Raw genomic sequence first — 21,510 nt, 5'->3', positions numbered from 1 at the left:
AATGCCGCTGCCCAAAATCATGCTTAAGACAGTCCTACAGGGCTGGAGATTTTGGCGATCTAACTCGTACCCTAGATAGAACCCTGTTCAGGGGCCCCTACCTCTTGCCTCGGAGGGTTGCACCCCATGATTTTGATGGCCGCCTTCGCCACTGCCCATTCCTTGGTGCGAACCTATCAAGCCTACAGCTCTGCCCCGGTCGAGACGATTTGGCAGAAGGTCGTGGATTTGGCAGATGTATCCTGGCATCCTTTGCTGACTGACACCAACATTCCCAGAGGTCTCACTGTACGTCCAGGGCTAATTTACCAGGCTGTGACCCGTTTGGCGCCAATTCCCATTCGCATTTTCGTTGAACGGGTGAATCCTGGTGAACTGCTCAGCGTGCGCATTCTGGCCCTACCGGGTATTCAGGAGCGCGTGATTTATCGAGTCGAATCCACCATCTGTGGAACTCGGATCTCTTACTCAGTGACGCTCAGTGGTTGGTTTTCGCCTCTAGTTTGGTGGATTCTGCGCCCGTATGCAGCGCGAGTGGCAGCTGAGTTAGCCTTGGCCGTGGAGAACGAGAGCAGTTTAGGCCATAGCTCAGGCTCTAGAGGTTTCCAGCTCTTTTAGGCAAGCCCCCGAGAAAGCCCCACCCACAAAGCCCTGCACAAAGCCCCTACAACTCCATAGAAGGCAGAATCCGGTAGCGCTCTTCGGTAAACTGAATGGGCTAGCGCGTCTGGGCCTGCGATGGAAATTCTCCCGGCTATCGACATTTTGGCGGGCCGTTGTGTCCGGTTATATCAAGGGGACTATGCTCAGTCCGAGATCTTCGATGAGGATCCGGTGGCTGTAGCTCAGCGCTGGGCCGAACAAGGAGCTACGCGCCTGCACCTGGTTGACCTCGACGGTGCTAAAGCAGGCAGTGCTCAAAACTGGCCGGTTATTGAGCGCATTGTCCGTGCCGTTGACCTCCCCGTTCAGGTCGGCGGTGGGCTGCGCAATACTGACAGCGTGAGCAGTTTGCTGAATCTGGGTGTGCAACGAGCGATTCTGGGCACGGTAGCTGTCGAGCAACCCGACTTGGTTGCGCAACTAGCTCAGCAATTTCCAGGTCAAATTGCCGTGGGCATTGATGCTCGTGATGGCAAGGTTGCCACCCGTGGTTGGTTAGAAACCTCGGAAATACAAGCCATTGAGCTGGCACAGCGGATGGCAACTCTAGGAGTAGCCGCAATTATCTACACTGATATTCAACGCGACGGTACCCTCAGTGGCCCCAACCTGACTGCTTTAGGCCAAATGGTGCAGGCAGTGTCAATTCCGGTGATCGCCTCGGGCGGTATGAGTTCGGTGAGCGATCTGCTTAGTTTGCTAGCCCTGCCAGCCCCCGGCGTGCAGGGCGCGATTATCGGTCGGGCTCTTTACACAGGCGATATCGTGCTCAAGGAAGCTTTGCGAGCCGTAGGTCCTGGCCGTTGGCAAGATGTGCCGCCAGACTTAGGCCAAACCAGCTTGGCTTAGCGTAACCAGATTGGTGGCTCTTCCCGCGCCGTGCGTCGTCTACAGGGAGCAAAATCCGGGCAATCGATGGCCTCCTCACTCAGTGCAGTGCTCGGGCGAACCGTGCATTTCAGATGATAGTCACCGGTAAAAAACTCACAGCCAACGCAAGGAATTTGGTGCAGACGCTTGAGAGTTTCAATGCCTGCGCGAATCCCTGTGCCCGCATTCCAGAACAGCATCAAAATCAGCCCCCAAACGAAGCAGAAACAGATGGGTACTTGCAGGGGAGCTAACAGTTCAAACAGAGGCCGTAACAGCAGAAACACGGATGGAAACCTCGGCAGACCTTAGGGTGTTATTTGCATGCTGACCCGATTTGCAGGTTGCCGAACCAGTCTCCCCATCAGAGTTTGAGAAAGTTGACAGAGCTTTATAAAGCAAGGTTTCGGCTTGCCTCGTTAAGCCTCTCCTTCAAGCTTTCCACTGCAAGCTTTAGCGGCTCAGTTAGAAATCGTCTTCTTCAAAACTGGCCTCGAAACCTGCCCGGTCATCTGTGGCAGAGCTGCTCAACAGGCTCCAAAAACTCTGAACCAGCGCCGTGACCACGATGCCTAAAGCGACAGCAAAACCCAGAGCTACGCCAACGGGTAACGACACTGAGCGAAAAATGAGAAATTGTAAAGCGACTGGCGCTGCGTTTTGAACCGAGAAAATCACTGCCGCCGCCAAGAGCGAAGCCACAATCAGTAGGGCAAGCAGACGAAGCAGGCCAAATTGTTCCACAGCAGGACTCCGGCAGGTATCTCTTCTCTAGTATGGAGTCTCCTGGAAGGGGCTGACTGCAGACGGTAGGCTGGAAGGCAAAGCGTTGGGCGGCCAGGCTAGACCGCAACCGGGAGGGTTATGCAGGACGTGATTGTCATGGGAGCAGGGATGGCAGGTTTAGCCTGTGCCAGAGCCCTGCGTCGAGCGGGCTTTACAGTGACAGTTTTGGAGAAGGCGAGAGGCGTTGGCGGGCGTTTGGCGACTCGCCGCGTTCAAGACACCCAGGTTGATCACGGTGCCCAGTACCTCTCAGTGCGTGGTAATAGTTTCGAGCGCTTTGTTCAGGAGCTACGCCTGCAAGGCGTAGCCCGCGAGTGGACCCGAACCATCTACAGCCTCACTGATCAGGGGTTGCAAGAGCCCCCGCTTGATGACCTGCGCCAGCGCTATGTCTGTTCAGAGGGCATGACTGCGGTTGCTAAATACTTGGCTAACGGTATAGATGTGCAGCTCAAGCAACGAATCGTCAACATCGAAGCGAATGCAGAGGGCTGGCAACTGAGCAGCGAGTCTGGAGAACAGTGGTCTAGCACCAACCTGGTGTCTACTCTGCCTGCACCCCAATTTCTCGCGTTGTTTGAATCGCTGCTGAAAGCTGACCCTGCTTTCCTAAAAACGGTTCGCTCTGTAACCTTTGACCCAAGTTTGGCTGTGATGGCCGGTTACCGCCGCATGGATCATGAACCGCTGCCTAGTGCCTGGCAGGCCATTCGTTGCCCTGAAGATGCCGTTCTAAGTTGGATTGCGCTGGATAGCAGTCGTCGCACACCAGACGATGCCGAGCGTCAGCCAGTCTTTGTTCTTCAAAGCACAGCTGACTTTGCTCGACATTATCTCGATGGTGATCTAGACCAAGCAGGAACACAGATGTTGGCTCAAGCAGCTAGCTATCTGGAGCCCTGGCTACGGGAACCAGAGTGGTGGCAAATTCACCGCTGGCGCTATGCCTTACCCAGTGAAACCCTAGGTGTCTCCTGCCTGTCAACTGTGCTGCGACCAGAAAAGAATCCCCTAAGACTGGTATGTGCAGGGGACTGGTGCATTGGACCCAGCGTGGAATCAGCCTATCTGTCAGGTTTAGCTGCCGCTGAGCGGCTGGGCCAACTCCTGACTAAAGTTCGGATTGGTCAGGCTTAGGTAGCGGCATCGTCGCCAGCTGCACCAACGTTGCTACTGCCCCGGTTCTCTTCATCCTCGCCCTCAGAATCGCCGAAGCGGTTCCCTTCACCGAAGCGGCGACGGCCCATGCGTCCGGTGGTCGTGCGCTTGCGGAATTTGCGAGCGTAAGCTTGGTTGCGCAGAGCTTTTTCTTTCTTCTGATTACGGCGTTTTGCCATGAGAGACGTTTACCCCCCCTGGGGCAGCTAGGTTAGACGCTCAATTTAACATATTGCAGCTGGAGCCGGTCTGGCATTGGCTTCCACAAGCTGAGTCCAGCCGTTGGTTGCCTGTTCTAGCGCGGTGCGATTTGCAGCTGTGCAAATAATACTGACGCTGTAAATGAACTCGACGCCCAAACGCTCAATACCCCGCTGAATCGCCTGCACTACAACCTGTTGGGGAGGCATAGGTTCGGCTTCTAGAATCAGCTGTAAACAGCCTCGATCAAGACTGGCCCGCACTGTAATGCCGCTGGGTTGCCAGGCTTCATTCATCAGCGCTGCTAATGCCTGCACGTTGCCCTGTCGCGCTTGTTCCAGCAAACTGGTTTGGGTTTGAGTGGGCTTCTCCGCAGTCAGTTGCGGTTCTTGCAGCAAGGCTGGCTGAGTTGTTGGATGCTCTGGCTGCGCTGCCTGCGGCAGTGTCGTCGTGCTGCTAGCCTGTGGGTTGCTGGCAAGCCGAGGCTGATTAGACTGCATGCGCTCAGCTGCCCAATTTGCAACCGACTGAACCTCTGGATCAGAATCGGTCAGGGCCTGAGCCAGGATGCCATTAGCCTGCTGCGAGAACTCGAAAATCCGAGTCAAATCGCGCAAGGCGTTTTTGCGAACTTCGGGGCTTTCGTCCTGCAAACAGATCAGCAGCGCATTGTAGAGAGGCTTGAGCGTCCGTGCCCCGATCTCCGAGAGAGCTCCCAAAATCAGACTGCGATGCTGAGAGTCTGAGTTGAGTAGGAGTTGAGTCAGGGGTTGAATGGCGCGGGAGTCTCCTTCTAAGCCCAACTGCCAAATTGCCTTCTGGCGCTGTTGGCGGTTTCCTGTTTGCAACTCAGCTAGCCATTGGCTGAGCCCATCACTCTCACTCTTTAATCCTGGAGAGAACGCAGGTGAGCTTGCTGAGTCAATCGCTGAATCCACTGCCAAAGCTGACTGAGCAGAGTGCTGCTTGGGCAACTCGTAAAGGAAGCGGTTGATCGCCTTGACGGAGAACAACATGAGCTACAACCTGCATTAAGAAAGGGAACGGGGCACAGGGGCTTGACTTGAGCATTCAGCGCCCTGACCTGGGGGCTGGACGCAGGAGAGGCGAGCGCTCATGCGGCTAAATGCTTGGTGAATGCCCAAAGGCGCAGAGCTTGGTTATTGCAGCCAAAGAAAACTTTGGGGTGCAAATTCACCAGAACCCTGGCAACTGCATCGTCCCTTGCTACGCGCGATCAGTGCTCAGTCTTCTGTATTACAACTCCTAAAACCTTGGCAGTTGTCCGGAAGATTGAACGAAGCTCCTGTGCAGCAATTGGGAGCGTGGTTTGAGCTGGAATCTAGCCTAAGATGGGGGGTGCTTTCGCCTGTCTTTACTTCTGCCTTTTATTGCTGCCCTTGTCCATGCGTTCCCCTCTGACTCTCTGCTGGCATCGTCGTGACCTGCGTTTGGCAGACAATACTGCTTTACATGCAGCCTGGCAGCATTCGCAGCGCTTGCTAGGGCTATTTATTCTTGACCCCACGTTACTCAATCCAGAGGAAGTGGCGCCAGTTCGCGTGCGCTTCATGCTGGAGAGTTTGGCAGTGTTGGCCGAGCGTTACCGGCAGTGGGGCAGTCGCCTTTTAATTATTCAAGGTGATCCGGTACCAAGCCTGGTGCAGACTGCGCAGATGCTTGAGGCTCAAGCCGTGTTCTTCAATCGCGATGTCGAACCTTATGCCCATGAGCGAGATCGAGCGGCTAAGACAGCGCTAGAAGCAGTTGGCATTGAGGCGAAGCCCTATTGGGACATGCTGCACCCGCCCAAGACTGTCCTTACCGGCCAAGGCTCACCCTACACGGTTTACACACCCTACTGGCGCAACTGGAGTGCTCAACCGAAACCTGAACCTTACGCTGCACCTTCGGTTTGTGAGCTCACTGCCGAAGAACTAGAGACGCTGAGTCAGGCTGTGGGGGCAATTGAGCTACCCTCTGCGGCCCAACTGGGCTTTGACTGGGACCAGGAGTTGCCGGTGGAACCCGGTGAAGTTGCGGCGCAGCAAATTTTAGAAGGCTTCTGCGACCAAGCTTTGCGTGACTACCAGGAACAGCGGAATTTCCCGGCTAACGAGGGCACCTCGCGGCTCAGCGCTCACATCAAGTTCGGCACGCTGGGGATGCGCACTCTCTGGGCGGCCACGCAAGAAGTGAAACTAATCGCTCGCAGCGACGAAGAGCACGACAGCATTCGCACTTGGCAGCAGGAGTTAGCCTGGCGCGAGTTTTACCAACAAGCCCTGTTTCACTTTCCGGTACTGGCGGCAGAACCCCATCGCAAAGGTATGGCTGGATTTCCCTGGGAGAACGACCCGGAGAAATTCCAGTCCTGGTGTGAGGGGCGCACTGGTTACCCGATTGTCGATGCTGCCATGCGCCAGATGAACGGGTCGGGTTGGATGCACAACCGCTGTCGCATGATTGTTGCCAGCTTTCTCACCAAGGATTTGTTAATTGATCCACGGTTGGGCGAGAAATATTTCATGCAGAAGCTCATCGATGGCGACCTGGCTCCTAACAATGGCGGCTGGCAATGGAGTGCTTCCAGTGGCATGGACCCTAAACCGCTGCGCATCTTCAATCCCAACACGCAGGCCCAGAAGTTTGACCCCGATGCCGAGTACATCCGGCACTGGGTGCCAGAACTGCGCAATTTGGATGCAGAACAACTAGTAACTGGCAAGATTTCTAGCCGTGAACGGGATGCTTGCGGTTATCCAGAGCCCATTGTCGATCACAAACAGCGACAGCAGATGTTCAAGACGCACTATCAGAATGTGCGCACTCCAGATGCCACTGACCCGATGGAAATCGCAGGCCGCTCAACCAGCCAGCCGGTGATTTAGCGAGACTTGACTGTGAGGTTAAAACTTGGGGCTACTCAAAACAAAGCCCGCCTACATGGTCTAAACGTGACTCAACCGGCATAGGCGGGCTTTGCTTGTGTCGCTGTATTCAATAGGCTTCAATCTGCGGGTGCACTGGCTAAGGCAACGGTCGTAGTGGTGCGCTGAATCAGTCCCCGAAACAGGTCGCGCTGGGTGGGCTGGTCGCGGTAGACAGCGCGGGCTACTTCGTTGAGATGGCGCAGTTGGTCATAGACAGTTTTGGCCGCCTGACGACGATTGCTTGTGGCAATTTTGCGTTCGCGTTTAGCCATTTCTTGTTGGCGGTTGAGTTGGTCAAGTCGGTCCCGCAGCAGTTGGCCTTGGCTAGCATAGTCGCTCGGTTGGCCGAAGCTGCTGAGGGCTGTGTCGTACTGGTTAGCCAGGGCGACTAGACTGGGTAGCACTTGCAGCATCTTGGATTCGTTGGTGATGGCACTGCGGAAGCTACTGAGCGGAAAGGGATTGCGGGGACCACTACCAAAGGCAAATTTGCAACGGTCGCGCAGGAAACTGCCCCAACGCTCAATCTGCTTGAGGGTATCGTCTTTGTCGGCGGTAAGGCTTTTTTGCATGGCCAGTAAGGTGCTATCTGGCGCAAGGGCTTCGTAAGCCTGGATGTTGCTATGAAGTTGGTCAAGCCACTGCCTGGTGATGCCAAAGGTGACAAGGTCAGCAAGTCGCTGGCGGGCTAAATCCAGTTTGAGCTTGGCATCTTCGATAACGACTTCTTCAGCAGTGCCAAAACTGGGTTGAGACATAACAATGCACCTCTTTGAAACAGGGGTAGAGCTGAGCAAGTGCAATTGCAGTGGCCTTACTTAAGGTTGTAAGAATTGCAACTGAACCTGTTGCCAAGGTTCCCCAAGCGGCCAAGCGATTCACAAAACTTGTAGCTATTTGGCGTAAACGTGTGGGGCTAGGGCGTAAACGCGTGGAGGTCTGGCAGAAGCTTGTAGGTATCCGGTGTGGGCCTGTAGGCAAGCAGCGTGAACTTGTAGAGAACCACTTCAAACCTCTAGGCAAGCGGCGTCAACCTGTGGAGATAAGGCTAGAGGTTGTAGCCATCCGAGTAGAGCTTGCAAGAGAGCACCTCAAGCTTGCTTAGACTTAGAGCGTTTCAAGAAGAAACCTCTTGCAAAATACTTGTAAATTTAGGTGGTCAAAACCGCACCAATATAGGCCAAGTCTGCCTGCTTAGAGTTGCGAACATCAACGGCTTGAACCTGCGTCGGTGAATTGTGTTTGTGCCGCTGCGACTTCAGTAGCTAAGCATTGATGCAAGAGGGCGCTGACCTGCGGCTATGCTTGCAACTAGAGAGAGCATCTTTGCAAGATACCAATCACGATTTTTAGTCACTGCCGATTGGGGAACAACGAATGAGTTCATTTGTGCTGAATCTGGAACCCATTATCCAGTTGACCCGCGAGCAGTTCTACCTGCTCTGTCAGGCGAATCGGGATTTGAAACTTGAACGGACAGCAAGAGGGGAACTGCTGATCATGTCACCTGTTGGGGGAGAAGGGGGCAACCAAGAGGCTGCTCTGATTACTGATTTGGAGATCTGGAACCGTGAGATACGCTTAGGCAAGGTCTTCAGCTCCTCGACCATCTTTAGCTTGCCCAATGGGGCAGACCGCTCCCCTGATGTTGCTTGGGTGCGCCTAGAACGTTGGCAAGCTCTCACGCCAAAAGAGCAACAGGGCTTCCCTCCCCTCTGCCCAGATTTTGTCATTGAGCTGAGGTCTCGCACAGATCGCCTTAAACCTCTCCAGGAAAAGATGCAGGAATATCTAGACAACGGCTTGCGCCTGGGCTGGCTTATTGATCCTCAGAACAGGCAAGCCGAAATCTATCGGCCTGCTCAAGCAGTACAGGTCATTGCTCTACCAGCCACTCTCTTAGGAGAAGAAGTTCTGCCCGGTTTTGAGTTGCAGTTGTCTTGATAACCATAGTGGGCAAAGAGGGTTTTGCCATGACGCTTACTAAAATGCGCTTGTGGACTGTGGATGAGTACCACCGCATGATTGAGACTGGCATTCTAAGCCCAAATGACAGGGTAGAACTCCTGGATGGGCTGATTATTGAAATGAGTCCTCAACCGCTTCTACCACGCAGCGTACTGGTCGCTATCTAGATCGATTGTTAGAGGGCCAAGCTTACGTCTGAATGCAGCTCCCCTATAGACTCAGCACTGTCTTCAAGCTGTATATAAGAGCTTCCTCTTGCAGCGCTTAATGGCTGCTCTAACAAGCTTGCCTCTGGGAAAAAAGATTAGCTTTACCGAGACTCCATCTGATCTGCTATCTAGCTCTCAACTATTTAGCCATTAGAGACTCTAGCCAAAGTTTATCTGCTTCAGATAATGCTGGTAACGGTGGCTCACTATAGTTAATCGACAAGTCGTAGGCCGCCTGATCGTAGATTTCTTGCATAGCAATAGAGAGATCTAGCGCGACATCAGGCTCTGGAGAGCGCAATGGAATTGGAATAGTGGGCAGAGAATCTTGCAGGCTCAATGGCCAGATATTCATCAGACCCGATTGAGCCCGAGTAAGGGCAATAGCATAAGGTACCTCCGGCAACCTTGCATGCGCAAAAGGTCGTGTGCCTCGACGCAGAAAATCCAACTCAATCAGATGAATTCCTGTCTGATAAAGACGCTGGCGTTTCTGCCGGTAGCCCGCTAAACTTGAGCCGCGCTTGTTCACAGGTGAGAGAATTTCGATGCAAGTCACCAGAACATTTTGAGCCGTATCCCGAATCTCGACATTAGTTAGCCGTACAGATACAGGCCGAACAACGAGTACCGTCAATGGAGCGGGCATAACAGATACGGCTCCAGCGCCGCTAGCAGCGGGCATGTTCGCATTTGCATCTTGCCGTTGCCGAATCTGCATGACTTCGACATCCGGGTACAAAATGCCAACCTCGCTTTCTGGGAAACTATCCTCAACCACGTAAATCTCAAGACGGGCTGTATAGCGAGGACGTAGCTTGGGAGCCAACTGCTGCCGGATCTTGCTCGCCAACGCATTATAAACGTCAGGCCAGAGATATCCCTCCAAGTAAGGGTCCATGCCTGGAAACGGCGAAGGTATAGCGTTGTGTAGCTTCAGGATGACTTCATTCTAGAGTTCGAGAAAGGTCTGCTTTCTTGGGCCTCTACTGGAGATTCTCAAGAGAGCAATGAGACCTGTTCTTTTCTAAAAGGTGAAACTCCTGAAGCAGAGCTACCAGATCAAAGGAACAAAAGAGGAATCAATGGGCTAGCCCATGCTCCAAGGCATATCGAACTAGCTCCGTACGCGAGTTCGTGCCCGTCTTGCTGAATAGACGGGAGACATACTTCTCTACGTTGCGCACACTCGTCTCCAGGCGACGAGCGATCTCCTTATTCATCAGCCCCTCGGACACCAGGTTCAGCACGCTTTGCTCCCGAGGCGTCAGGTCCACCCGAATCGGCGGAGGGGTTTGCACAATTCCCGGCTTTTGGGTCAGTAAGGCTTTAATCTCAGCAATCTGGTTAGCCAGATCGGCGATGTCCGGGCTGTCTTCACCGTTGGTCTCATTGACCGCTGCTGCTCGACCCAAGCGATTTTCAACTATTGCAACCAACTCATCTGGATCAAAAGGTTTGGAGAGGTAGTCATCACAGCCTGCCTGATAGCCTTGAATGCGATCAGAGGTCATGCCCCGTGCTGTCAAAAACACAAACGGCAGAGAGCGAAACCGGGGAATGTCCCGCACCTGCCTGAGGAACTGGTAGCCATCCACCTGAGGCATCATGATGTCTGAGATCACCAGGTCTGGTGGGCTTTGCTCCAGCAGTTGCAGCCCCTCTTTAGCATTACTGGCAGTTGCTACGCTGAAGCCGCTGTCCTCTAGATATGCTTGGACTGCCTCCCGGAGACCCGGTTCGTCATCGACTAGCAAAATATGCGCTGCCATAGGCTTAACCAGTTCTTGCGGGTTTACTGTGGTTCTATCTCAATATTGTCACTCCAGCGCCTATCCCCTGAGGGGCATCTGAATCAGGAAGGCCAATGATTTGAGTGATTTTTGGCGCAATCCGTGGAGCGTCCCCCGAGGTGGCATGATATTGGGGTGAACTAATATTTCGTTCTCTCATCAAACCTCATGGGCTTCGCTGACCTCTCCATCGAGGAGCTAGCAGAGAGCTACAACCTCACCACCGAGGAGATAACTCGCCTCTGCGACGACTTGGGTATCGCCTATCGCGACGCTCAAACTCGTTTAGCGCTTGAAGATGCAAAGGAAGTCATCCTGACCGTGCTGCGAAAGCGTGAGGCTACTTCATCCGATCCTGCTGAAGGGTCGGCCTAGTGTTTGCTGTGTTATTTCTTTTGAGTCCGAACATGAGGAGAACCATGTTAAAGCGATACCTATGGCTGGTAGTAGCCATTGTTTGCGTTGCCCTCAACCTGCTAACCACGCCAGCAGTCAGTGCAGCTGGTATCGACGAGGCGACTCGTACCGTCCAGCTCAACGAGACCCAAACTACGGTCCTCACGCCTAAGCAGGTCAGAGATGGCAAGCGCCTATTCAATGACAACTGCGCTATCTGCCATGCTGGCGGCGTGACCAAAACCAACCAAAACGTCGGTTTGGATCCTGAAGCGCTGGAGGGTGCTTTTCCCCCTCGCAACAACATCGAAGGGCTGGTTGACTACATGAAGAATCCCACCACCTATGATGGTGCGGAGTCCATTGCTGACAGCCACCCCAGCCTTAAGAGCACCGATGCGTATCCCAAGATGGCAAACCTTTCTGAATCAGATCTCTATGCCATTGCTGGTCACATCCTGCTCCAGCCCAAAATCGTTGGCAGCAAGTGGGGCGGTGGCAAGATCTATTACTAACCGTTTCGCTAGCTGGCTACTGCTGCTAGGGGTTGTTTTAGGGGCGCTGCTGCTCGGTCTACCCGAAGCTTCGGCTGCCCCTCGGGTTGATCCTTATGTAGCTCAGTATCTAAAAGTGAAAGAGCCAGTCACCCTGCCTTTAGATGGCAGCGGTGCTGAGCAAACTTTCGCTGTTGCTGATTTTGTGCAGGGTAAGCAGCTCTTCGAACAAAACTGTCTGAACTGTCACGTCGGTGGCAACACTCTACCCAATCCCATCGTCTCTCTTTCTCTGGCAGACCTTAAGATTGCAACTCCACCCCGGGACACGCTCAAGAGCCTCGTAACCTTTATTAGGTTACCCATGAGCTACGATGGCACCGAGGAGAGCTACGCTTGCCGCGAGGTGCCTGAGTCTTGGCTTTCAGACGCTCAGGTCACTAATCTGGCTGCATTTATTTTGCGGGCTGCGCAAGAGGCTCCCGGTTGGGGAAACGCCATCTTTTCGGATAAGTGAGACGATGCTGAGGCACGTATTTCTGTTCTGTCTGGTTCTAGTTCTCCTGCTACCCAGTGGTCCCGCTTGGGCCGAGTTGGATCTGGAATTGGGCGCTCAGATTTTTGCCAATAATTGTGCAGCCTGTCACATTGGTGGTGGCAACGTCCTGCTGTCAAACAAGACGCTCAAGCAGTCAGCGCTCGATGAGTATGGTGTGAATACCCACGAGCAAGTGACCTACCAGGTGCGCAATGGCAAAAATGCCATGCCTGCCTTCAAAGATCGGCTAGACGAAGACCAGATTGAGAGTGTAGCCGCCTATGTCCTTAGCCAAGCTGCCAAAGGCTGGCAAGTAGGTGCCTAGCCAAGCTAAATCAAGTTGGTTAGAAGCTAGATTGAATCACTAAGCTCCTCCAGAAGTGGAGGAGTTTTTTATTGACCCTTAAACCGCATTAGCAACTGTTAGTTACTAAATTAAGGGGAGATGCAGTTGAACTACGCCCCGCTCGGCTGGGTAAGGTTGAAGCGGAAGTTGAAGCATGGCTTTGAGCAGGGAAGCTGTGCCCGGTGAAAATCCTTGAAAATGGTTGTCAACCAAAACATACACTTGCCGATTTTGGGCTGTTATTGCGTTGATCTTGCTAACTAGATGTTGAAGTTTCTGCATCTGGTTAACTTGCAAATGGGTGAACTGGCTAAGTTCCCCTTCTTTGGGACCCATCACTCGAATATAGACAGGACCCTCTGCTTGAGCGTTAATGCTGGCGTAGGCTAAGTCTTGAGCAATCCAGGGCGTTTCTGAGAGAACTGAAGACACTGGAAACTGACTGAGTCGTTCCTGAATTTCAGGGCTAAACCAGGCTGGGTCGCGGAACTCAATGAAGAAACAGATATCAGTGGGTAAGTGTGTGAGAAATCGGCTCAGACAGTCTAGCTCTGAGAGTCCAAATGAAGGCGGTAATTGAATTAAAACTCCTGCTAATTTAGGCCCTAAATCGTAAGCTCGTTGACAAAACTCAGCGAGAGTTCCCCGTCCTTGCCGAAGCCGATATTCGTGGGTTAACTTACGTGGCAGCTTAAGCGTGAACCGAAAAGATGCAGGGGTTTCCTCCCGCCAACGAATGACTGTTTCTTGAGGCGGGATTCCATAAAACGTTGAATCAACTTCAACAATAGAAAAAGTTTGAGCATAAGTGCTGAGCTCTTGATCGGACAATAGACTATTGCTATAAAAAGGTCCCTGCCAAAGCTTGCCGATCTCGGGTTGGTAAACGGCTAAATCAGCTTCAACCAAAGCATCCGGTGACGGCGATTTGCGCCAGTCTGCGTAACGCCATCCCTGACAGCCAACGTAGATCTGTATCAAAGTCTGATCAGCGTCGTTAACCATACAAACTCGTTACAATAAAGGCAGATAGATGTAAAGAAACGTAAGAGTTCCCTGAAGGATTTTTGCTATGGCCGACCAACTCATCCGGGCCACTGCTGCTGATGGAGGCATCCGCGCCGTTGGTGTGATTACGACCCGTCTGACTGAAGCTGCCCGGATGCGGCACCGTCTTTCCTACGTTGCCACAGCAGCTCTGGGGCGGACAATGGCAGGGGGGCTCTTGTTGGCGTCCAACATGAAACAGCCCCAGTCGCGAGTTAATATCCGCTTCAACGGCGATGGCCCCCTGGGAGGCATTCTCGTTGACGCTGGACTAGATGGTACCGTGCGAGGCTATGTTGATCATCCTGAAATTGAACTGCCTCCCAATGCCCTAGGCAAGTTAGACGTGGGCGGGGCAGTCGGCCACTCAGGTTATCTCTATGTTGTGCGAGATGTGGGCTATGGCTACCCCTACTCCAGCACGGTTGAGATTGTCTCTGGCGAAGTTGGGGATGATCTCTCTCACTATCTCGTTACCTCTGAGCAAACCCCTAGTGCTCTGCTGTTAGGAGTGTTTGTGGGGGCAGAGGGCGTGACAGCTGCAGGTGGTTTGCTCTTGCAAGTCATGCCCAAAGCTGAGCGAGATGAAGCTTTGATCAGCCTGCTAGAGTCACGCGTAGGGGCGCTCAAAGGTTTTACACCTCTGCTGCAAGCGGGCAAAACTCTGCCCCAAATTTTTGAGGAGCTACTTGGTGATCTAGACCTACAGATTCTGCCTGAGAGCCAGATGGTGCAGTTCCATTGCGGTTGCACCTTTCAGCGAGTTCTGGGAGCCCTCAAGATGCTGGGGGAAGATGAACTCCAAGACATGATTGAAAAGGACGATGGGGCGGAGGCTACCTGTCACTTCTGTGGCCAGGTTTACCAAGCCAGTAGCGAGGAGCTAGCCCAACTGATTGGCGATCTGCGTCGAGAGAAACAGGAGGCAAGATCCTGAACGCTAAGGTGTTGCAGGCTCAATTCCTTAAAGCTTGTATAAAGGGTGGGGATCAGCAGACCAAGCTCTGTATGAAGGGACAGGCAACTGGAAGTTCTAGTTGACTACCCCCCCAGCCCTCGGTCTAAATTATGAAGAAATATACTCTGGATGAGCAGGCGCTCTGCCTGATCTGTCTGCTCAGGGTGGTTGTTCTAGATGCCTTTGAATATGCGCCTGACCTCAAGAAGCGAGCGCATTATTACACTCTAGAACGCAGAGTTCTCACGCATTACCCTAGCTATCGGCCCTGGATCTTTACGGATGGGGCTGAGTCTGACCAAATCCTGTTGAAATATCTCACTGACTTTGGCACAACTCGTAGCCTCGCTCGTTTGTTTAAGCGGATGCAGGCAGTCAAGCCTTATAAGCAGGTCAAGATCGCTCAGTTGGAGTGCAGTCCGCAAGCCTTACGCCATGTGAACTCTATCGTTCATAAAGCTTGGATGGCATTGATGCAGAAGACTCGTAACACCCCAACTCCTCAACGGAGTTCCAAGGTAGTAGTCCCATTCTCTCGGCCCACACCCATGCCTCCAGGGCAGCAGGCCTGAATCTAAGCCGCTTCGTTAGGCATTGAGGCTAGCCTTAGGCTTCGCTGCTTTCAGATTGGTCGAGGTGCTCCAGTTGCTGGGTGGTCAACGTGAGTAGCTTGCCCAGGATAGGTAAGGCGTCAATTTGGGCAGGCGAGAGACCGGGGCAATGGCGTAAGCGGCTACGGATTTCACTAATTTTGCGTTGAAGCTGGTGGGCATCGGCCAAAGCATCGCGGCTAAGGGTCAGAATTTGCTGCTGTTGGTAGAACTTAAGGGCAGCGCCCCGTAAAACCTGGAGCGTTGCCTCTTCCCCCTTTGAGCGAGGCATCACCCGTAGTCGCAATAGCAAATACTCGTTGCCATACTGTCGCTCTACTTCTGTTTGCAGCAACTTTTGCGACGGGTTCGGGGCTTGACCGGTCAACAGCTTGAGTTCGTTGATCAGCCCTTGAATCGTCTTGATAGGTATGTTGTCAAGCACTGATTGCAGCACGCCATCTTGGCTCCAGAGAATCCGCCCTCTGTCTTCCTGCCGCTCAAAATACAAACGTCCAATGCCTTGCGCGAGTACTCGTCCCAGCAATTCCTGGGTCAGCTCAGAGGCGGGCAAATACAGCAAGTTCTGAAGCGATTCAGCTGCATGGCGAACTTGCAGTTGCAAAACCTCAACCTCCGAGCTCAAGCTCTGCGGAATCGTTGTTTTGCTGATCGGCAGTTGTGAATTTGCCTCCTTCGGTTGAGGAGCAGGAGTTTGCTTTGATGCTGGCTCTGGCTGCGCTTCTGGTTGCGCCTCTGGTTGTATCAGATCCTGCTCACGGTCTTGAAGGACCAGGGTTGATTGCAGGTCATTGGCCTGGGACTGAGTAGGTGACCCTGGGTGCTCATTAGCTGCTGGCGTACCAGGCACCTTCGCCCGGTTGAGATAACGGGTTAGCAGGGTGCGATGGTCGGCCTCAGTCAGCTCTTGGGGCACCAAAACGCAGTTCAAAAAAGCCAGGGTTCTCCGCACGTAGCTCCAGGCGGTTTGGTCCTCCGGATTTACCATCGCTAGCTTCAGATGACTGCCAGCGAGATCGATGGGTACCAACTGGTAGTACAAACAAGCTTCAAACGGTAAGATGCTGTCGATTAGCCGGAAGATCTTGAGCAGCGATCCTTCCTCCAGCAAATCGGCCTGGCTTGGAGCGACATCCGGACCAGCAACAGAACCTGATTCTCCGGTAGGCGTCGGCATAACTGACGGGGAAGAGAGGGGTTATTCATGATAGGTGTTGCGGTTATACCGCTTCGATCCCCAATTGCTGCTGCCTCAGCTTCAGCTAGCAAGGCTCTAACTTAGCAAATCACTAACTTAGCGAATTGAACCTAGCGAATGGGTTGATGTAGAGTGACGAGTTTAGTCCCGTCTGGAAAGGTTGCCTCCACCTGAATTTCGGCAATCATTTCCGGTACACCCTCCATCACCTCATCCCGGCTCAAAACGTGTAGACCATCGCTCATCAACTGAGCGACCGTTTTGCCTTCACGAGCCCCCTCCATCACCTCGCTGGTGAGTAAGGCAACCGCCTCTGGGTAGTTCAACTTCAGCCCCCGCCCTCGTCTCTCCCGAGCCAGTTGGGCGGCTAGATAGACAAATAGCTTTTCTTTTTCCTGGGGAGTCAAATGCATGGAAGCAGGATACAGTAAGCCGTGGCTTGCTGACTAGCATTCTAGAATGAACGGTTCTCAGCCCATCTCAGCTACCCCTGAAACCTGGACTGCCTTGGTAATTGGCAATACACACCAGCACTGTGGGCAGTTTAGCGAGAATGACCTCCAGCAGGTCGAACATCTGCCCCATCAAGCTTTGATTCGACCGGCCGGTCCCCTCTGGTTAGCCTCAGTTGTGCCTCAAGCAACAGAGCACTGGCAACAGCAGCGAGAGGCAGGACTGGATCTCAAGCTCCTAGATCTGAGTACAGTGCCATTGAACAATTTGTACCCAAGCTTCGGCATCGATCGAGCTTTAGCGCTTTTGGGAGCTGGGGAACTGCTGGGTTGGCCAGTGTTGGTGATTGACGCTGGTACAGCCCTAACCCTGACCGGTGCCAACCGAGAGCGAGCCTTGGTAGGCGGTGCCATCTTGCCAGGCTTGGGTCTACAACTAAAGTCTCTCCAGGCTCATACTGCTGCCTTGCCCACTGTTCCTCTAACTGAATCACTCCCCTCCCGTTGGGCGCTTGACACACCAGCTGCCATGCAGAGCGGTGTGATCTACACTGTACTAGCGGGTATTCGAGACTTTCTAGACGATTGGCAACGCCTGTTTCCCGAGAGCCAAGTAGTCGTTACGGGTGGGGATGGTCCTCTGCTGGCCCAACACCTGGGGCTACGACTGGATCCGGATTTGGTTTTCTGGGGGATACGGGCAGCTCGTCGATCGGTTCTAGCTCAGCAATAAATTTGCGGATCCAGTTAGCAACCTGTGCTGGCTTTTCTTGATGCAGACTATGCCCACCGTTAGTGACGACTAGATGCGAGTGGGCAATGTGCTGATTAAAGACTTGAGCATGAGCTAAGGGAATTTCAGGATCCTGTTCACCCTGTAGGAGCAGAGTTGGTACCTTGAGTCGGGCCAACCCTTCGCTGCTCAAGACTTCACTCCAGAGTTCCCGCCGGGGCTTAAGCAGCAGTGAGCTAGCGGTGGGGGAGGCCAGTAAACGGCTGCGGTACCTAAGTAGATTGTTCAGGGTCCCACGAAGTCCCAATGGAGCTAGGAGAAATCGCAGCATCGCCAATAATTTGCCCGCCCCTTGCCAGACTAAAAAGCGGCGTGAGTACCAGCGCCCAAACCAGCGCCGATCCTCTAGTCCTGCAGGTGCTAAGAGCACTAAGCCAGCGACCTGCTCGGGATACTTCAGGGCGTAACGGGTTGCAACCCAGCCTCCTAAAGCGTGACCCACAAAATAAACCTGACGAATGCGCAGGGTTGTTAGATAGTCAGCTAGGGCCGCCACCGCAGCATCAACCTTAAAAGACTGCTGTCTAGAAGCTATGGGGCTCTGTTGTGACGCTGGATTCTTCAAAGTCTCGATCTGAACCCAGCGAGAGTCGCCGCAGCCTGGTAGGTCTGGGGCAAAGCAGTGAAACTCACTACTGAGTTCTGCCATCAAGAGATCCCAGTCCCCTCCATCGCTCCAAAAACCGTGGAGCATTACCATTGCGGGACCAGAGCCACCCTCACGCCAAAAAAGCAGGTCGCCAGAAGCCAGCTTCAACCGAGAAGTTCTAGGCAGAGGAAGGGTCATACAAGTTGTGGCTCACGCGAGAACAGTGAGCCCCTCAAAATAGTTCTGCAACTGCTGATCGTGATCATGAGACAGACCACTGACGGGTAGTTCAGCCCGACTAAAGGCTCTCACCTCGCTGATTTCCAACTCGTCACCAACACTCATCACGCCGTCAGCTGCGACTTCAACAACCACACAAATCGAGTGCATTCGGGGATCCCGTTGCGGGGATGAGTAGACACCTACCAAACGTGGTGACCCTAAAGTTTTCAGGCCTGTCTCTTCCTGAAGTTCGCGTTTTACCGTACTTTCTAGCGTTTCGCCCCAGTCCACGATGCCACCGGGTAGAGCCCAGCGTTTGTTATCTGTGCGCCGCACAAGCACAATCCGTTGATCAGGCAGAACGGCAATAATACTGGTCCCCGTGACTGGATGCCGCAGAATCAGGCCGAGAACAGTTTGAAAGATTTGAATCAAGCGGCGCATAGCATTCGAGGCTCTCCAGCGAGGGCAGCCCGGAGGATTGACCAGCCTGTAGTCTAGAGTATTTTGCACCCCTCTAGCCCTTCAGTCATTGAGAATGCCCTTCAGGCTAAATCAGCCAAAATATCAGCGGCATGTGTCTCTGGCTTCACCTTGCGATAAATCTTTTCCAAGCTTCCATCTGCCCCAATCACAAAGGTTGTGCGCTGAATACCCATGAACTCCTTGCCCATGAACTTTTTCAAGCCATAGACACCGTATGCCGTAGCCACCTCTGCCTCGGTATCGCATAAGAGAGGAAACGGCAGACTGTACTTGTCCGTGAACTTCTGATGGGCCTTGGCATCATCAGTGCTGATCCCCAGAACGACAATGTCTTGGCCCTGATAGTCTGCGTACCGGTCTCGAAAACCACAAGCCTCCTTCGTGCAGCCAGGGGTGTTGTCACGAGGATAGAAATACAAGACCACCCGTTTACCCCGTAACTTTGCCAATTGCACCGAGTTGCCAGTTGAATCAACCAGCGTGAAGTCTGGAGCGGGATCGCCAGGCTGAAGCATAGGAGTTTGTGCAGTAATGGACATTCATTGAAACGGGAACGGCTAGGATTTTCCCATTTTCAGTGCCCTACTTCCTGACTTCGACTAACTCTCTGGTGGCTTAGTGACTGCCGTCGGCTGAGCTGTTGACTGGGTTAGCTGCTGGACTGGTATCTGCACGGGAGTCAGACTGTTGGCTGGATTGTGATTGGTTGGGTTGTGATCACTGGGTGCTCCAGCCGGATTCACTCGTTTCTCGGCTGCGTTCTGGAAAGCATCAGACCAGTTCTTTGCCAAGGAAATAAAGTCCGAGGGCATCATGATCACTGTTGTCGTATTTTGCTCAGCCCCAACTTCGGTGAGCATTTGCAAGCGTCGGAGTTCCAACGCTACCGGGTTGTTAACAATTTCGCGCGATGCCTCTGCAGATCACACCGCGCTCAACATTAATTCCCTTTGCAATGGCGCTGAGCAGCACACTACCCGCTAGCAGTGCTCCAATGACAGTTCCCATACCCTAAAACCCTGCGACAGGGCACGTAAGAGCTACTTCAACTCTAGCGAGTCTCAACGACAGCCGCTACTGCCCCCAATTAGTCTCAAAATAGCGCCGCCGCTAAAGCCAATAACACCGGTTTAGGATAAAGATCACACACCAACGTTGCGAGTCTCAGCTCGAGGAAACACGCTATGGGGATGACCCTCACCGAAAAGATTCTGGCCCGCGCCGCTCAACGGGATACTGTCACGCCAGGCGAAAACATTTGGGTTAACGTCGATCTGCTAATGACCCATGATGTCTGTGGCCCAGGCACGATTGGTGTATTTAAGCGTGAGTTTGGTGAGGACGCTCGGGTCTGGGACAGCGAAAAAATTGTTCTGATTCCCGATCACTACATCTTTACTGCTGACGAGCGAGCTAATCGCAACGTTGACATCCTGCGTGACTTTGCCCATGAGCAAAGCATCAAGTATTTCTACGACATTACCGACCGCGGCGATTTTAAAGCGAACCCCGATTACAAAGGCGTCTGTCACGTTGCCCTTGCCCAAGAGGGGCACTGCCGTCCTGGCGAAGTTCTATTTGGCACTGACTCCCATACCTGCAATGCGGGTGCCTTTGGTCAATTTGCCACTGGCATTGGCAACACAGATGCTGGCTTCATCATGGGCACCGGCAAGCTTTTGGTAAAAGTGCCTCCTACTATGCGCTTTGTCTTTGACGGCCAGATTCCACCCTACCTGCTCGCTAAGGACTTAATTCTTTGGGTCATTGGTGATATCAGCGTTTCCGGCGGAACCTATCGGGCTATGGAGTTTGCTGGTGAAGCCATCGAGCGCTTGACCATGGAAGAGCGGATGACCCTTTGCAACATGGTGATTGAAGGGGGGGGCAAAAATGGAGTCATTGCGCCCGACCAAACCACCTTTGACTATGTCAGAGCCCGCACAGATAAACCTTTCGAAGCCGTCTACACCGATTCAAACGCCAGCTTCTACAGCGACCGTCGCTACAACGCTTCTGACCTAGAGCCCGTAGTTGCTAAGCCTCACTCTCCGGACAACCGAGCGCTGGCAAGAGAGTGCAGTGATGTCAAAGTCGACCGTGCCTACATCGGCTCTTGCACCGGTGGCAAGATTACAGACTTCATCAACGCTGCCCAAATACTCAAGGGTAAGCAGGTCAAAGTGCCCACTTACTTGGTCCCCGCTACCCGTAAAGTCTACGAAGACCTGTTCTCTACCAAGCACGACGGCCAGACCCTCTCTGAGATCTTTCTTGAAGCTGGCTGTATCGAACCGGCAGCCCCCTCTTGCGCTGCCTGCTTAGGCGGTCCTCGCGACACCTTTGGTCGCCTAAATGAGCCAGAGGTCTGTATCTCAACCACTAACCGCAACTTCCCAGGCCGCATGGGTAACAAGGAAGCACAGATTTACCTCGCCTCCCCCTACACCGTTGCTGCCTCTGCGTTAACAGGGCGCATTACTGACCCTAGAGAGTTCCTTCAATAGCAGCACTCTAAACTGACCGTGAATAAGCCCCTACCCAGCCGTTCAGGCTAGGTAGGGGCCCAGAATTTTCGGGCTCTTTGCAGCCTTTCCGGAAGCTCTCTTGTGTTTCAGACTCCGTAATCCTCTCTAGGAGAGCGTTTCAGCAATTTTCAAAAAAAAGTAGAAAAAGGGTTGACTTGAGGGAGTGGAGGTAGCTATATTGGTCAAGCGGTCGGGAAAGGCAAGCGCAAGCGACCCCCACCTCCCGAACTAACCGCTCCGGACCTGGATAATAGAATAGTTTAGAAGCCAA

Annotated in this window: 28 protein-coding genes; 14 read left to right on the top strand and 14 right to left on the bottom strand. The window is 53.2% G+C overall.

The window, feature by feature from the left end; genetic code table 11:
* The first annotated feature begins 126 nt into the window (after nucleotides 1–126).
* Together H6F94_RS12020 and hisA are read left to right on the top strand one after the other, a co-directional pair.
* The gene (locus tag H6F94_RS12020; RefSeq protein WP_190802488.1) at nucleotides 127–618 is read left to right on the top strand and encodes an SRPBCC family protein; all 492 of its coding nucleotides are present in this window, start codon (nucleotides 127–129) and stop codon (nucleotides 616–618) included.
* A gap of 120 nt (nucleotides 619–738) precedes the next feature.
* On the top strand, nucleotides 739–1,512 hold the full coding sequence (hisA, locus tag H6F94_RS12015; protein WP_190802487.1) for a 1-(5-phosphoribosyl)-5-[(5-phosphoribosylamino)methylideneamino]imidazole-4-carboxamide isomerase: 774 nt from the start codon (nucleotides 739–741) through the stop codon (nucleotides 1,510–1,512).
* On the opposite strand, the gene H6F94_RS12010 is transcribed toward hisA, so the two are convergent.
* Together H6F94_RS12010 and H6F94_RS12005 are read right to left on the bottom strand one after the other, a co-directional pair.
* Nucleotides 1,509–1,820, bottom strand: coding sequence for a hypothetical protein (locus H6F94_RS12010; RefSeq protein ID WP_190802486.1), 312 nt, complete (start codon nucleotides 1,818–1,820; stop codon nucleotides 1,509–1,511). The genes hisA and H6F94_RS12010 overlap by 4 nt on opposite strands.
* A 178-nt stretch (nucleotides 1,821–1,998) precedes the next feature.
* Complete coding sequence (locus H6F94_RS12005; protein WP_242041144.1) at nucleotides 1,999–2,277, bottom strand: LapA family protein; 279 nt, start codon at nucleotides 2,275–2,277, stop codon at nucleotides 1,999–2,001.
* Nucleotides 2,278–2,397: 120 nt separating this feature from the next.
* On the opposite strand from H6F94_RS12005, the gene H6F94_RS12000 reads away from it, so the two are divergent.
* Nucleotides 2,398–3,456, top strand: coding sequence for an NAD(P)/FAD-dependent oxidoreductase (locus H6F94_RS12000; protein WP_190802485.1), 1,059 nt, complete (start codon nucleotides 2,398–2,400; stop codon nucleotides 3,454–3,456).
* Here the strand turns inward: H6F94_RS12000 and H6F94_RS11995 are convergent.
* Nucleotides 3,453–3,656: an Asl3888 family RNA-binding protein gene (locus H6F94_RS11995; RefSeq protein WP_190802484.1), complete on the bottom strand. Its 204-nt coding sequence runs from the start codon at nucleotides 3,654–3,656 to the stop codon at nucleotides 3,453–3,455. The two genes, H6F94_RS12000 and H6F94_RS11995, sit on opposite strands and share 4 nt — an antisense overlap.
* Before the next feature lie 45 nt (nucleotides 3,657–3,701).
* Nucleotides 3,702–4,694 (bottom strand): HEAT repeat domain-containing protein, encoded by a 993-nt coding sequence (locus tag H6F94_RS11990; protein ID WP_190802483.1) that lies wholly within the window; start codon nucleotides 4,692–4,694, stop codon nucleotides 3,702–3,704.
* A 390-nt stretch (nucleotides 4,695–5,084) separates the two neighbouring features.
* Here H6F94_RS11990 and H6F94_RS11985 point away from each other — a divergent pair, with 390 nt between their 5' ends.
* The gene (locus H6F94_RS11985) at nucleotides 5,085–6,569 is read left to right on the top strand and encodes an FAD-binding domain-containing protein (RefSeq protein ID WP_190802482.1); all 1,485 of its coding nucleotides are present in this window, start codon (nucleotides 5,085–5,087) and stop codon (nucleotides 6,567–6,569) included.
* Nucleotides 6,570–6,688: 119 nt separating this feature from the next.
* Here the strand turns inward: H6F94_RS11985 and H6F94_RS11980 are convergent, their stop codons facing one another.
* On the bottom strand, nucleotides 6,689–7,369 hold the full coding sequence (locus H6F94_RS11980) for a hypothetical protein (protein WP_190802481.1): 681 nt from the start codon (nucleotides 7,367–7,369) through the stop codon (nucleotides 6,689–6,691).
* Nucleotides 7,370–7,988: 619 nt separating this feature from the next.
* On the opposite strand from H6F94_RS11980, the gene H6F94_RS11975 reads away from it, so the two are divergent.
* Nucleotides 7,989–8,555: a Uma2 family endonuclease gene (locus H6F94_RS11975; RefSeq protein ID WP_190802480.1), complete on the top strand. Its 567-nt coding sequence runs from the start codon at nucleotides 7,989–7,991 to the stop codon at nucleotides 8,553–8,555.
* 29 nt (nucleotides 8,556–8,584) lie between these two features.
* Nucleotides 8,585–8,746: a hypothetical protein gene (locus tag H6F94_RS11970; protein WP_190802479.1), complete on the top strand. Its 162-nt coding sequence runs from the start codon at nucleotides 8,585–8,587 to the stop codon at nucleotides 8,744–8,746.
* Between the two features lie 181 nt (nucleotides 8,747–8,927).
* On the opposite strand, the gene H6F94_RS11965 is transcribed toward H6F94_RS11970, so the two are convergent.
* Complete coding sequence (locus H6F94_RS11965; protein ID WP_190802501.1) at nucleotides 8,928–9,710, bottom strand: DUF4058 family protein; 783 nt, start codon at nucleotides 9,708–9,710, stop codon at nucleotides 8,928–8,930.
* Nucleotides 9,711–9,870: 160 nt separating this feature from the next.
* Complete coding sequence (locus H6F94_RS11960; RefSeq protein ID WP_190802478.1) at nucleotides 9,871–10,560, bottom strand: response regulator transcription factor; 690 nt, start codon at nucleotides 10,558–10,560, stop codon at nucleotides 9,871–9,873.
* Nucleotides 10,561–10,749: 189 nt separating this feature from the next.
* On the opposite strand from H6F94_RS11960, the gene H6F94_RS11955 reads away from it, so the two are divergent.
* From H6F94_RS11955 to petJ, 4 genes are read left to right on the top strand one after another with little or no spacing between them, the layout of a single operon-like run.
* Complete coding sequence (locus tag H6F94_RS11955) at nucleotides 10,750–10,956, top strand: translation initiation factor IF-2 (protein ID WP_190802477.1); 207 nt, start codon at nucleotides 10,750–10,752, stop codon at nucleotides 10,954–10,956.
* Nucleotides 10,957–11,000: 44 nt separating this feature from the next.
* A complete protein-coding gene (gene psbV / locus H6F94_RS11950) occupies nucleotides 11,001–11,492 on the top strand; it encodes a photosystem II cytochrome c-550 (protein WP_190802476.1) in 492 nt (163 codons plus the stop codon).
* Complete coding sequence (gene psbV2, locus H6F94_RS11945) at nucleotides 11,473–11,988, top strand: photosystem II cytochrome PsbV2 (RefSeq protein ID WP_313949278.1); 516 nt, start codon at nucleotides 11,473–11,475, stop codon at nucleotides 11,986–11,988. The genes psbV and psbV2 overlap by 20 nt, the downstream gene beginning before the upstream one ends.
* A gap of 4 nt (nucleotides 11,989–11,992) precedes the next feature.
* Nucleotides 11,993–12,334 (top strand): cytochrome c6 PetJ, encoded by a 342-nt coding sequence (gene petJ, locus H6F94_RS11940; RefSeq protein WP_190802474.1) that lies wholly within the window; start codon nucleotides 11,993–11,995, stop codon nucleotides 12,332–12,334.
* Nucleotides 12,335–12,439: 105 nt separating this feature from the next.
* Here petJ and H6F94_RS11935 read toward each other — a convergent pair whose 3' ends face one another.
* The gene (locus H6F94_RS11935) at nucleotides 12,440–13,360 is read right to left on the bottom strand and encodes a DUF72 domain-containing protein (protein WP_190802473.1); all 921 of its coding nucleotides are present in this window, start codon (nucleotides 13,358–13,360) and stop codon (nucleotides 12,440–12,442) included.
* Nucleotides 13,361–13,427: 67 nt separating this feature from the next.
* Here H6F94_RS11935 and hslO point away from each other — a divergent pair, with 67 nt between their 5' ends.
* Both hslO and H6F94_RS11925 read left to right on the top strand, forming a co-directional pair.
* On the top strand, nucleotides 13,428–14,339 hold the full coding sequence (gene hslO, locus H6F94_RS11930; protein ID WP_190802472.1) for an Hsp33 family molecular chaperone HslO: 912 nt from the start codon (nucleotides 13,428–13,430) through the stop codon (nucleotides 14,337–14,339).
* 131 nt (nucleotides 14,340–14,470) lie between these two features.
* A complete protein-coding gene (locus H6F94_RS11925; RefSeq protein ID WP_190802471.1) occupies nucleotides 14,471–14,932 on the top strand; it encodes a hypothetical protein in 462 nt (153 codons plus the stop codon).
* Nucleotides 14,933–14,966: 34 nt separating this feature from the next.
* Here H6F94_RS11925 and H6F94_RS11920 read toward each other — a convergent pair whose 3' ends face one another.
* The gene (locus H6F94_RS11920; protein WP_190802470.1) at nucleotides 14,967–16,148 is read right to left on the bottom strand and encodes a hypothetical protein; all 1,182 of its coding nucleotides are present in this window, start codon (nucleotides 16,146–16,148) and stop codon (nucleotides 14,967–14,969) included.
* Nucleotides 16,149–16,279: 131 nt separating this feature from the next.
* Nucleotides 16,280–16,582 carry an urease subunit gamma gene (locus tag H6F94_RS11915; protein WP_190802469.1) on the bottom strand — a complete coding sequence of 101 codons (303 nt, stop codon included), beginning with the start codon at nucleotides 16,580–16,582 and terminating at the stop codon, nucleotides 16,280–16,282.
* Between the two features lie 46 nt (nucleotides 16,583–16,628).
* Between H6F94_RS11915 and H6F94_RS11910 the strand changes: the two genes are divergently transcribed.
* Complete coding sequence (locus tag H6F94_RS11910) at nucleotides 16,629–17,354, top strand: pantothenate kinase (protein ID WP_190802468.1); 726 nt, start codon at nucleotides 16,629–16,631, stop codon at nucleotides 17,352–17,354.
* On the opposite strand, the gene H6F94_RS11905 is transcribed toward H6F94_RS11910, so the two are convergent.
* From H6F94_RS11905 to H6F94_RS32290, 4 genes are all read right to left on the bottom strand, one after another.
* Entirely contained in the window at nucleotides 17,242–18,201 is a 960-nt protein-coding gene (locus tag H6F94_RS11905) for an alpha/beta fold hydrolase (RefSeq protein ID WP_190802467.1), read from the bottom strand. The genes H6F94_RS11910 and H6F94_RS11905 overlap by 113 nt on opposite strands.
* A gap of 12 nt (nucleotides 18,202–18,213) precedes the next feature.
* Complete coding sequence (locus H6F94_RS11900; protein WP_190802466.1) at nucleotides 18,214–18,669, bottom strand: NUDIX domain-containing protein; 456 nt, start codon at nucleotides 18,667–18,669, stop codon at nucleotides 18,214–18,216.
* 101 nt (nucleotides 18,670–18,770) lie between these two features.
* The gene (gene bcp, locus H6F94_RS11895; protein WP_242041143.1) at nucleotides 18,771–19,250 is read right to left on the bottom strand and encodes a thioredoxin-dependent thiol peroxidase; all 480 of its coding nucleotides are present in this window, start codon (nucleotides 19,248–19,250) and stop codon (nucleotides 18,771–18,773) included.
* A gap of 60 nt (nucleotides 19,251–19,310) precedes the next feature.
* The gene (locus tag H6F94_RS32290; protein WP_242041142.1) at nucleotides 19,311–19,592 is read right to left on the bottom strand and encodes a hypothetical protein; all 282 of its coding nucleotides are present in this window, start codon (nucleotides 19,590–19,592) and stop codon (nucleotides 19,311–19,313) included.
* Between the two features lie 303 nt (nucleotides 19,593–19,895).
* Here H6F94_RS32290 and H6F94_RS11885 point away from each other — a divergent pair, with 303 nt between their 5' ends.
* Nucleotides 19,896–21,218, top strand: coding sequence for a 3-isopropylmalate dehydratase large subunit (locus H6F94_RS11885; RefSeq protein WP_190802465.1), 1,323 nt, complete (start codon nucleotides 19,896–19,898; stop codon nucleotides 21,216–21,218).
* The last annotated feature ends 292 nt before the right edge of the window (nucleotides 21,219–21,510 follow it).

Origin of the sequence: Leptolyngbya sp. FACHB-261, assembly GCF_014696065.1 — a bacterium.
Taxonomy (GTDB): Bacteria; Cyanobacteriota; Cyanobacteriia; order FACHB-261; family FACHB-261; genus FACHB-261.
The sequence above is the reverse complement of the archived record's forward strand: the minus strand, read 5'-3'. Positions and strand labels throughout refer to the sequence as shown.

Bases quoted from the DNA above. Each gene is read 5' to 3' on its own strand.
- H6F94_RS11900 (WP_190802466.1), bottom strand. From the start codon at position 18,669: ATGCGCCGCTTGATTCAAATCTTTCAAACTGTTCTCGGCCTGATTCTG.
- H6F94_RS11885 (WP_190802465.1), top strand. From the start codon at position 19,896: ATGGGGATGACCCTCACCGAAAAGATTCTGGCCCGCGCCGCTCAACGG.
- H6F94_RS11990 (WP_190802483.1), bottom strand. From the start codon at position 4,694: ATGTTGTTCTCCGTCAAGGCGATCAACCGCTTCCTTTACGAGTTGCCC.
- hisA (WP_190802487.1), top strand. From the start codon at position 739: ATGGAAATTCTCCCGGCTATCGACATTTTGGCGGGCCGTTGTGTCCGG.
- H6F94_RS11995 (WP_190802484.1), bottom strand. From the start codon at position 3,656: ATGGCAAAACGCCGTAATCAGAAGAAAGAAAAAGCTCTGCGCAACCAA.
- hslO (WP_190802472.1), top strand. From the start codon at position 13,428: ATGGCCGACCAACTCATCCGGGCCACTGCTGCTGATGGAGGCATCCGC.
- H6F94_RS11910 (WP_190802468.1), top strand. From the start codon at position 16,629: ATGAACGGTTCTCAGCCCATCTCAGCTACCCCTGAAACCTGGACTGCC.
- H6F94_RS11905 (WP_190802467.1), bottom strand. From the start codon at position 18,201: ATGACCCTTCCTCTGCCTAGAACTTCTCGGTTGAAGCTGGCTTCTGGC.
- H6F94_RS11970 (WP_190802479.1), top strand. From the start codon at position 8,585: ATGACGCTTACTAAAATGCGCTTGTGGACTGTGGATGAGTACCACCGC.
- H6F94_RS12000 (WP_190802485.1), top strand. From the start codon at position 2,398: ATGCAGGACGTGATTGTCATGGGAGCAGGGATGGCAGGTTTAGCCTGT.
- bcp (WP_242041143.1), bottom strand. From the start codon at position 19,250: ATGTCCATTACTGCACAAACTCCTATGCTTCAGCCTGGCGATCCCGCT.
- H6F94_RS11925 (WP_190802471.1), top strand. From the start codon at position 14,471: ATGAAGAAATATACTCTGGATGAGCAGGCGCTCTGCCTGATCTGTCTG.
- H6F94_RS11920 (WP_190802470.1), bottom strand. From the start codon at position 16,148: ATGCCGACGCCTACCGGAGAATCAGGTTCTGTTGCTGGTCCGGATGTC.
- H6F94_RS11960 (WP_190802478.1), bottom strand. From the start codon at position 10,560: ATGGCAGCGCATATTTTGCTAGTCGATGACGAACCGGGTCTCCGGGAG.
- H6F94_RS11980 (WP_190802481.1), bottom strand. From the start codon at position 7,369: ATGTCTCAACCCAGTTTTGGCACTGCTGAAGAAGTCGTTATCGAAGAT.
- H6F94_RS11935 (WP_190802473.1), bottom strand. From the start codon at position 13,360: ATGGTTAACGACGCTGATCAGACTTTGATACAGATCTACGTTGGCTGT.
- H6F94_RS11975 (WP_190802480.1), top strand. From the start codon at position 7,989: ATGAGTTCATTTGTGCTGAATCTGGAACCCATTATCCAGTTGACCCGC.
- H6F94_RS11985 (WP_190802482.1), top strand. From the start codon at position 5,085: ATGCGTTCCCCTCTGACTCTCTGCTGGCATCGTCGTGACCTGCGTTTG.
- psbV (WP_190802476.1), top strand. From the start codon at position 11,001: ATGTTAAAGCGATACCTATGGCTGGTAGTAGCCATTGTTTGCGTTGCC.
- H6F94_RS12020 (WP_190802488.1), top strand. From the start codon at position 127: ATGATTTTGATGGCCGCCTTCGCCACTGCCCATTCCTTGGTGCGAACC.
- H6F94_RS11915 (WP_190802469.1), bottom strand. From the start codon at position 16,582: ATGCATTTGACTCCCCAGGAAAAAGAAAAGCTATTTGTCTATCTAGCC.
- H6F94_RS11955 (WP_190802477.1), top strand. From the start codon at position 10,750: ATGGGCTTCGCTGACCTCTCCATCGAGGAGCTAGCAGAGAGCTACAAC.
- petJ (WP_190802474.1), top strand. From the start codon at position 11,993: ATGCTGAGGCACGTATTTCTGTTCTGTCTGGTTCTAGTTCTCCTGCTA.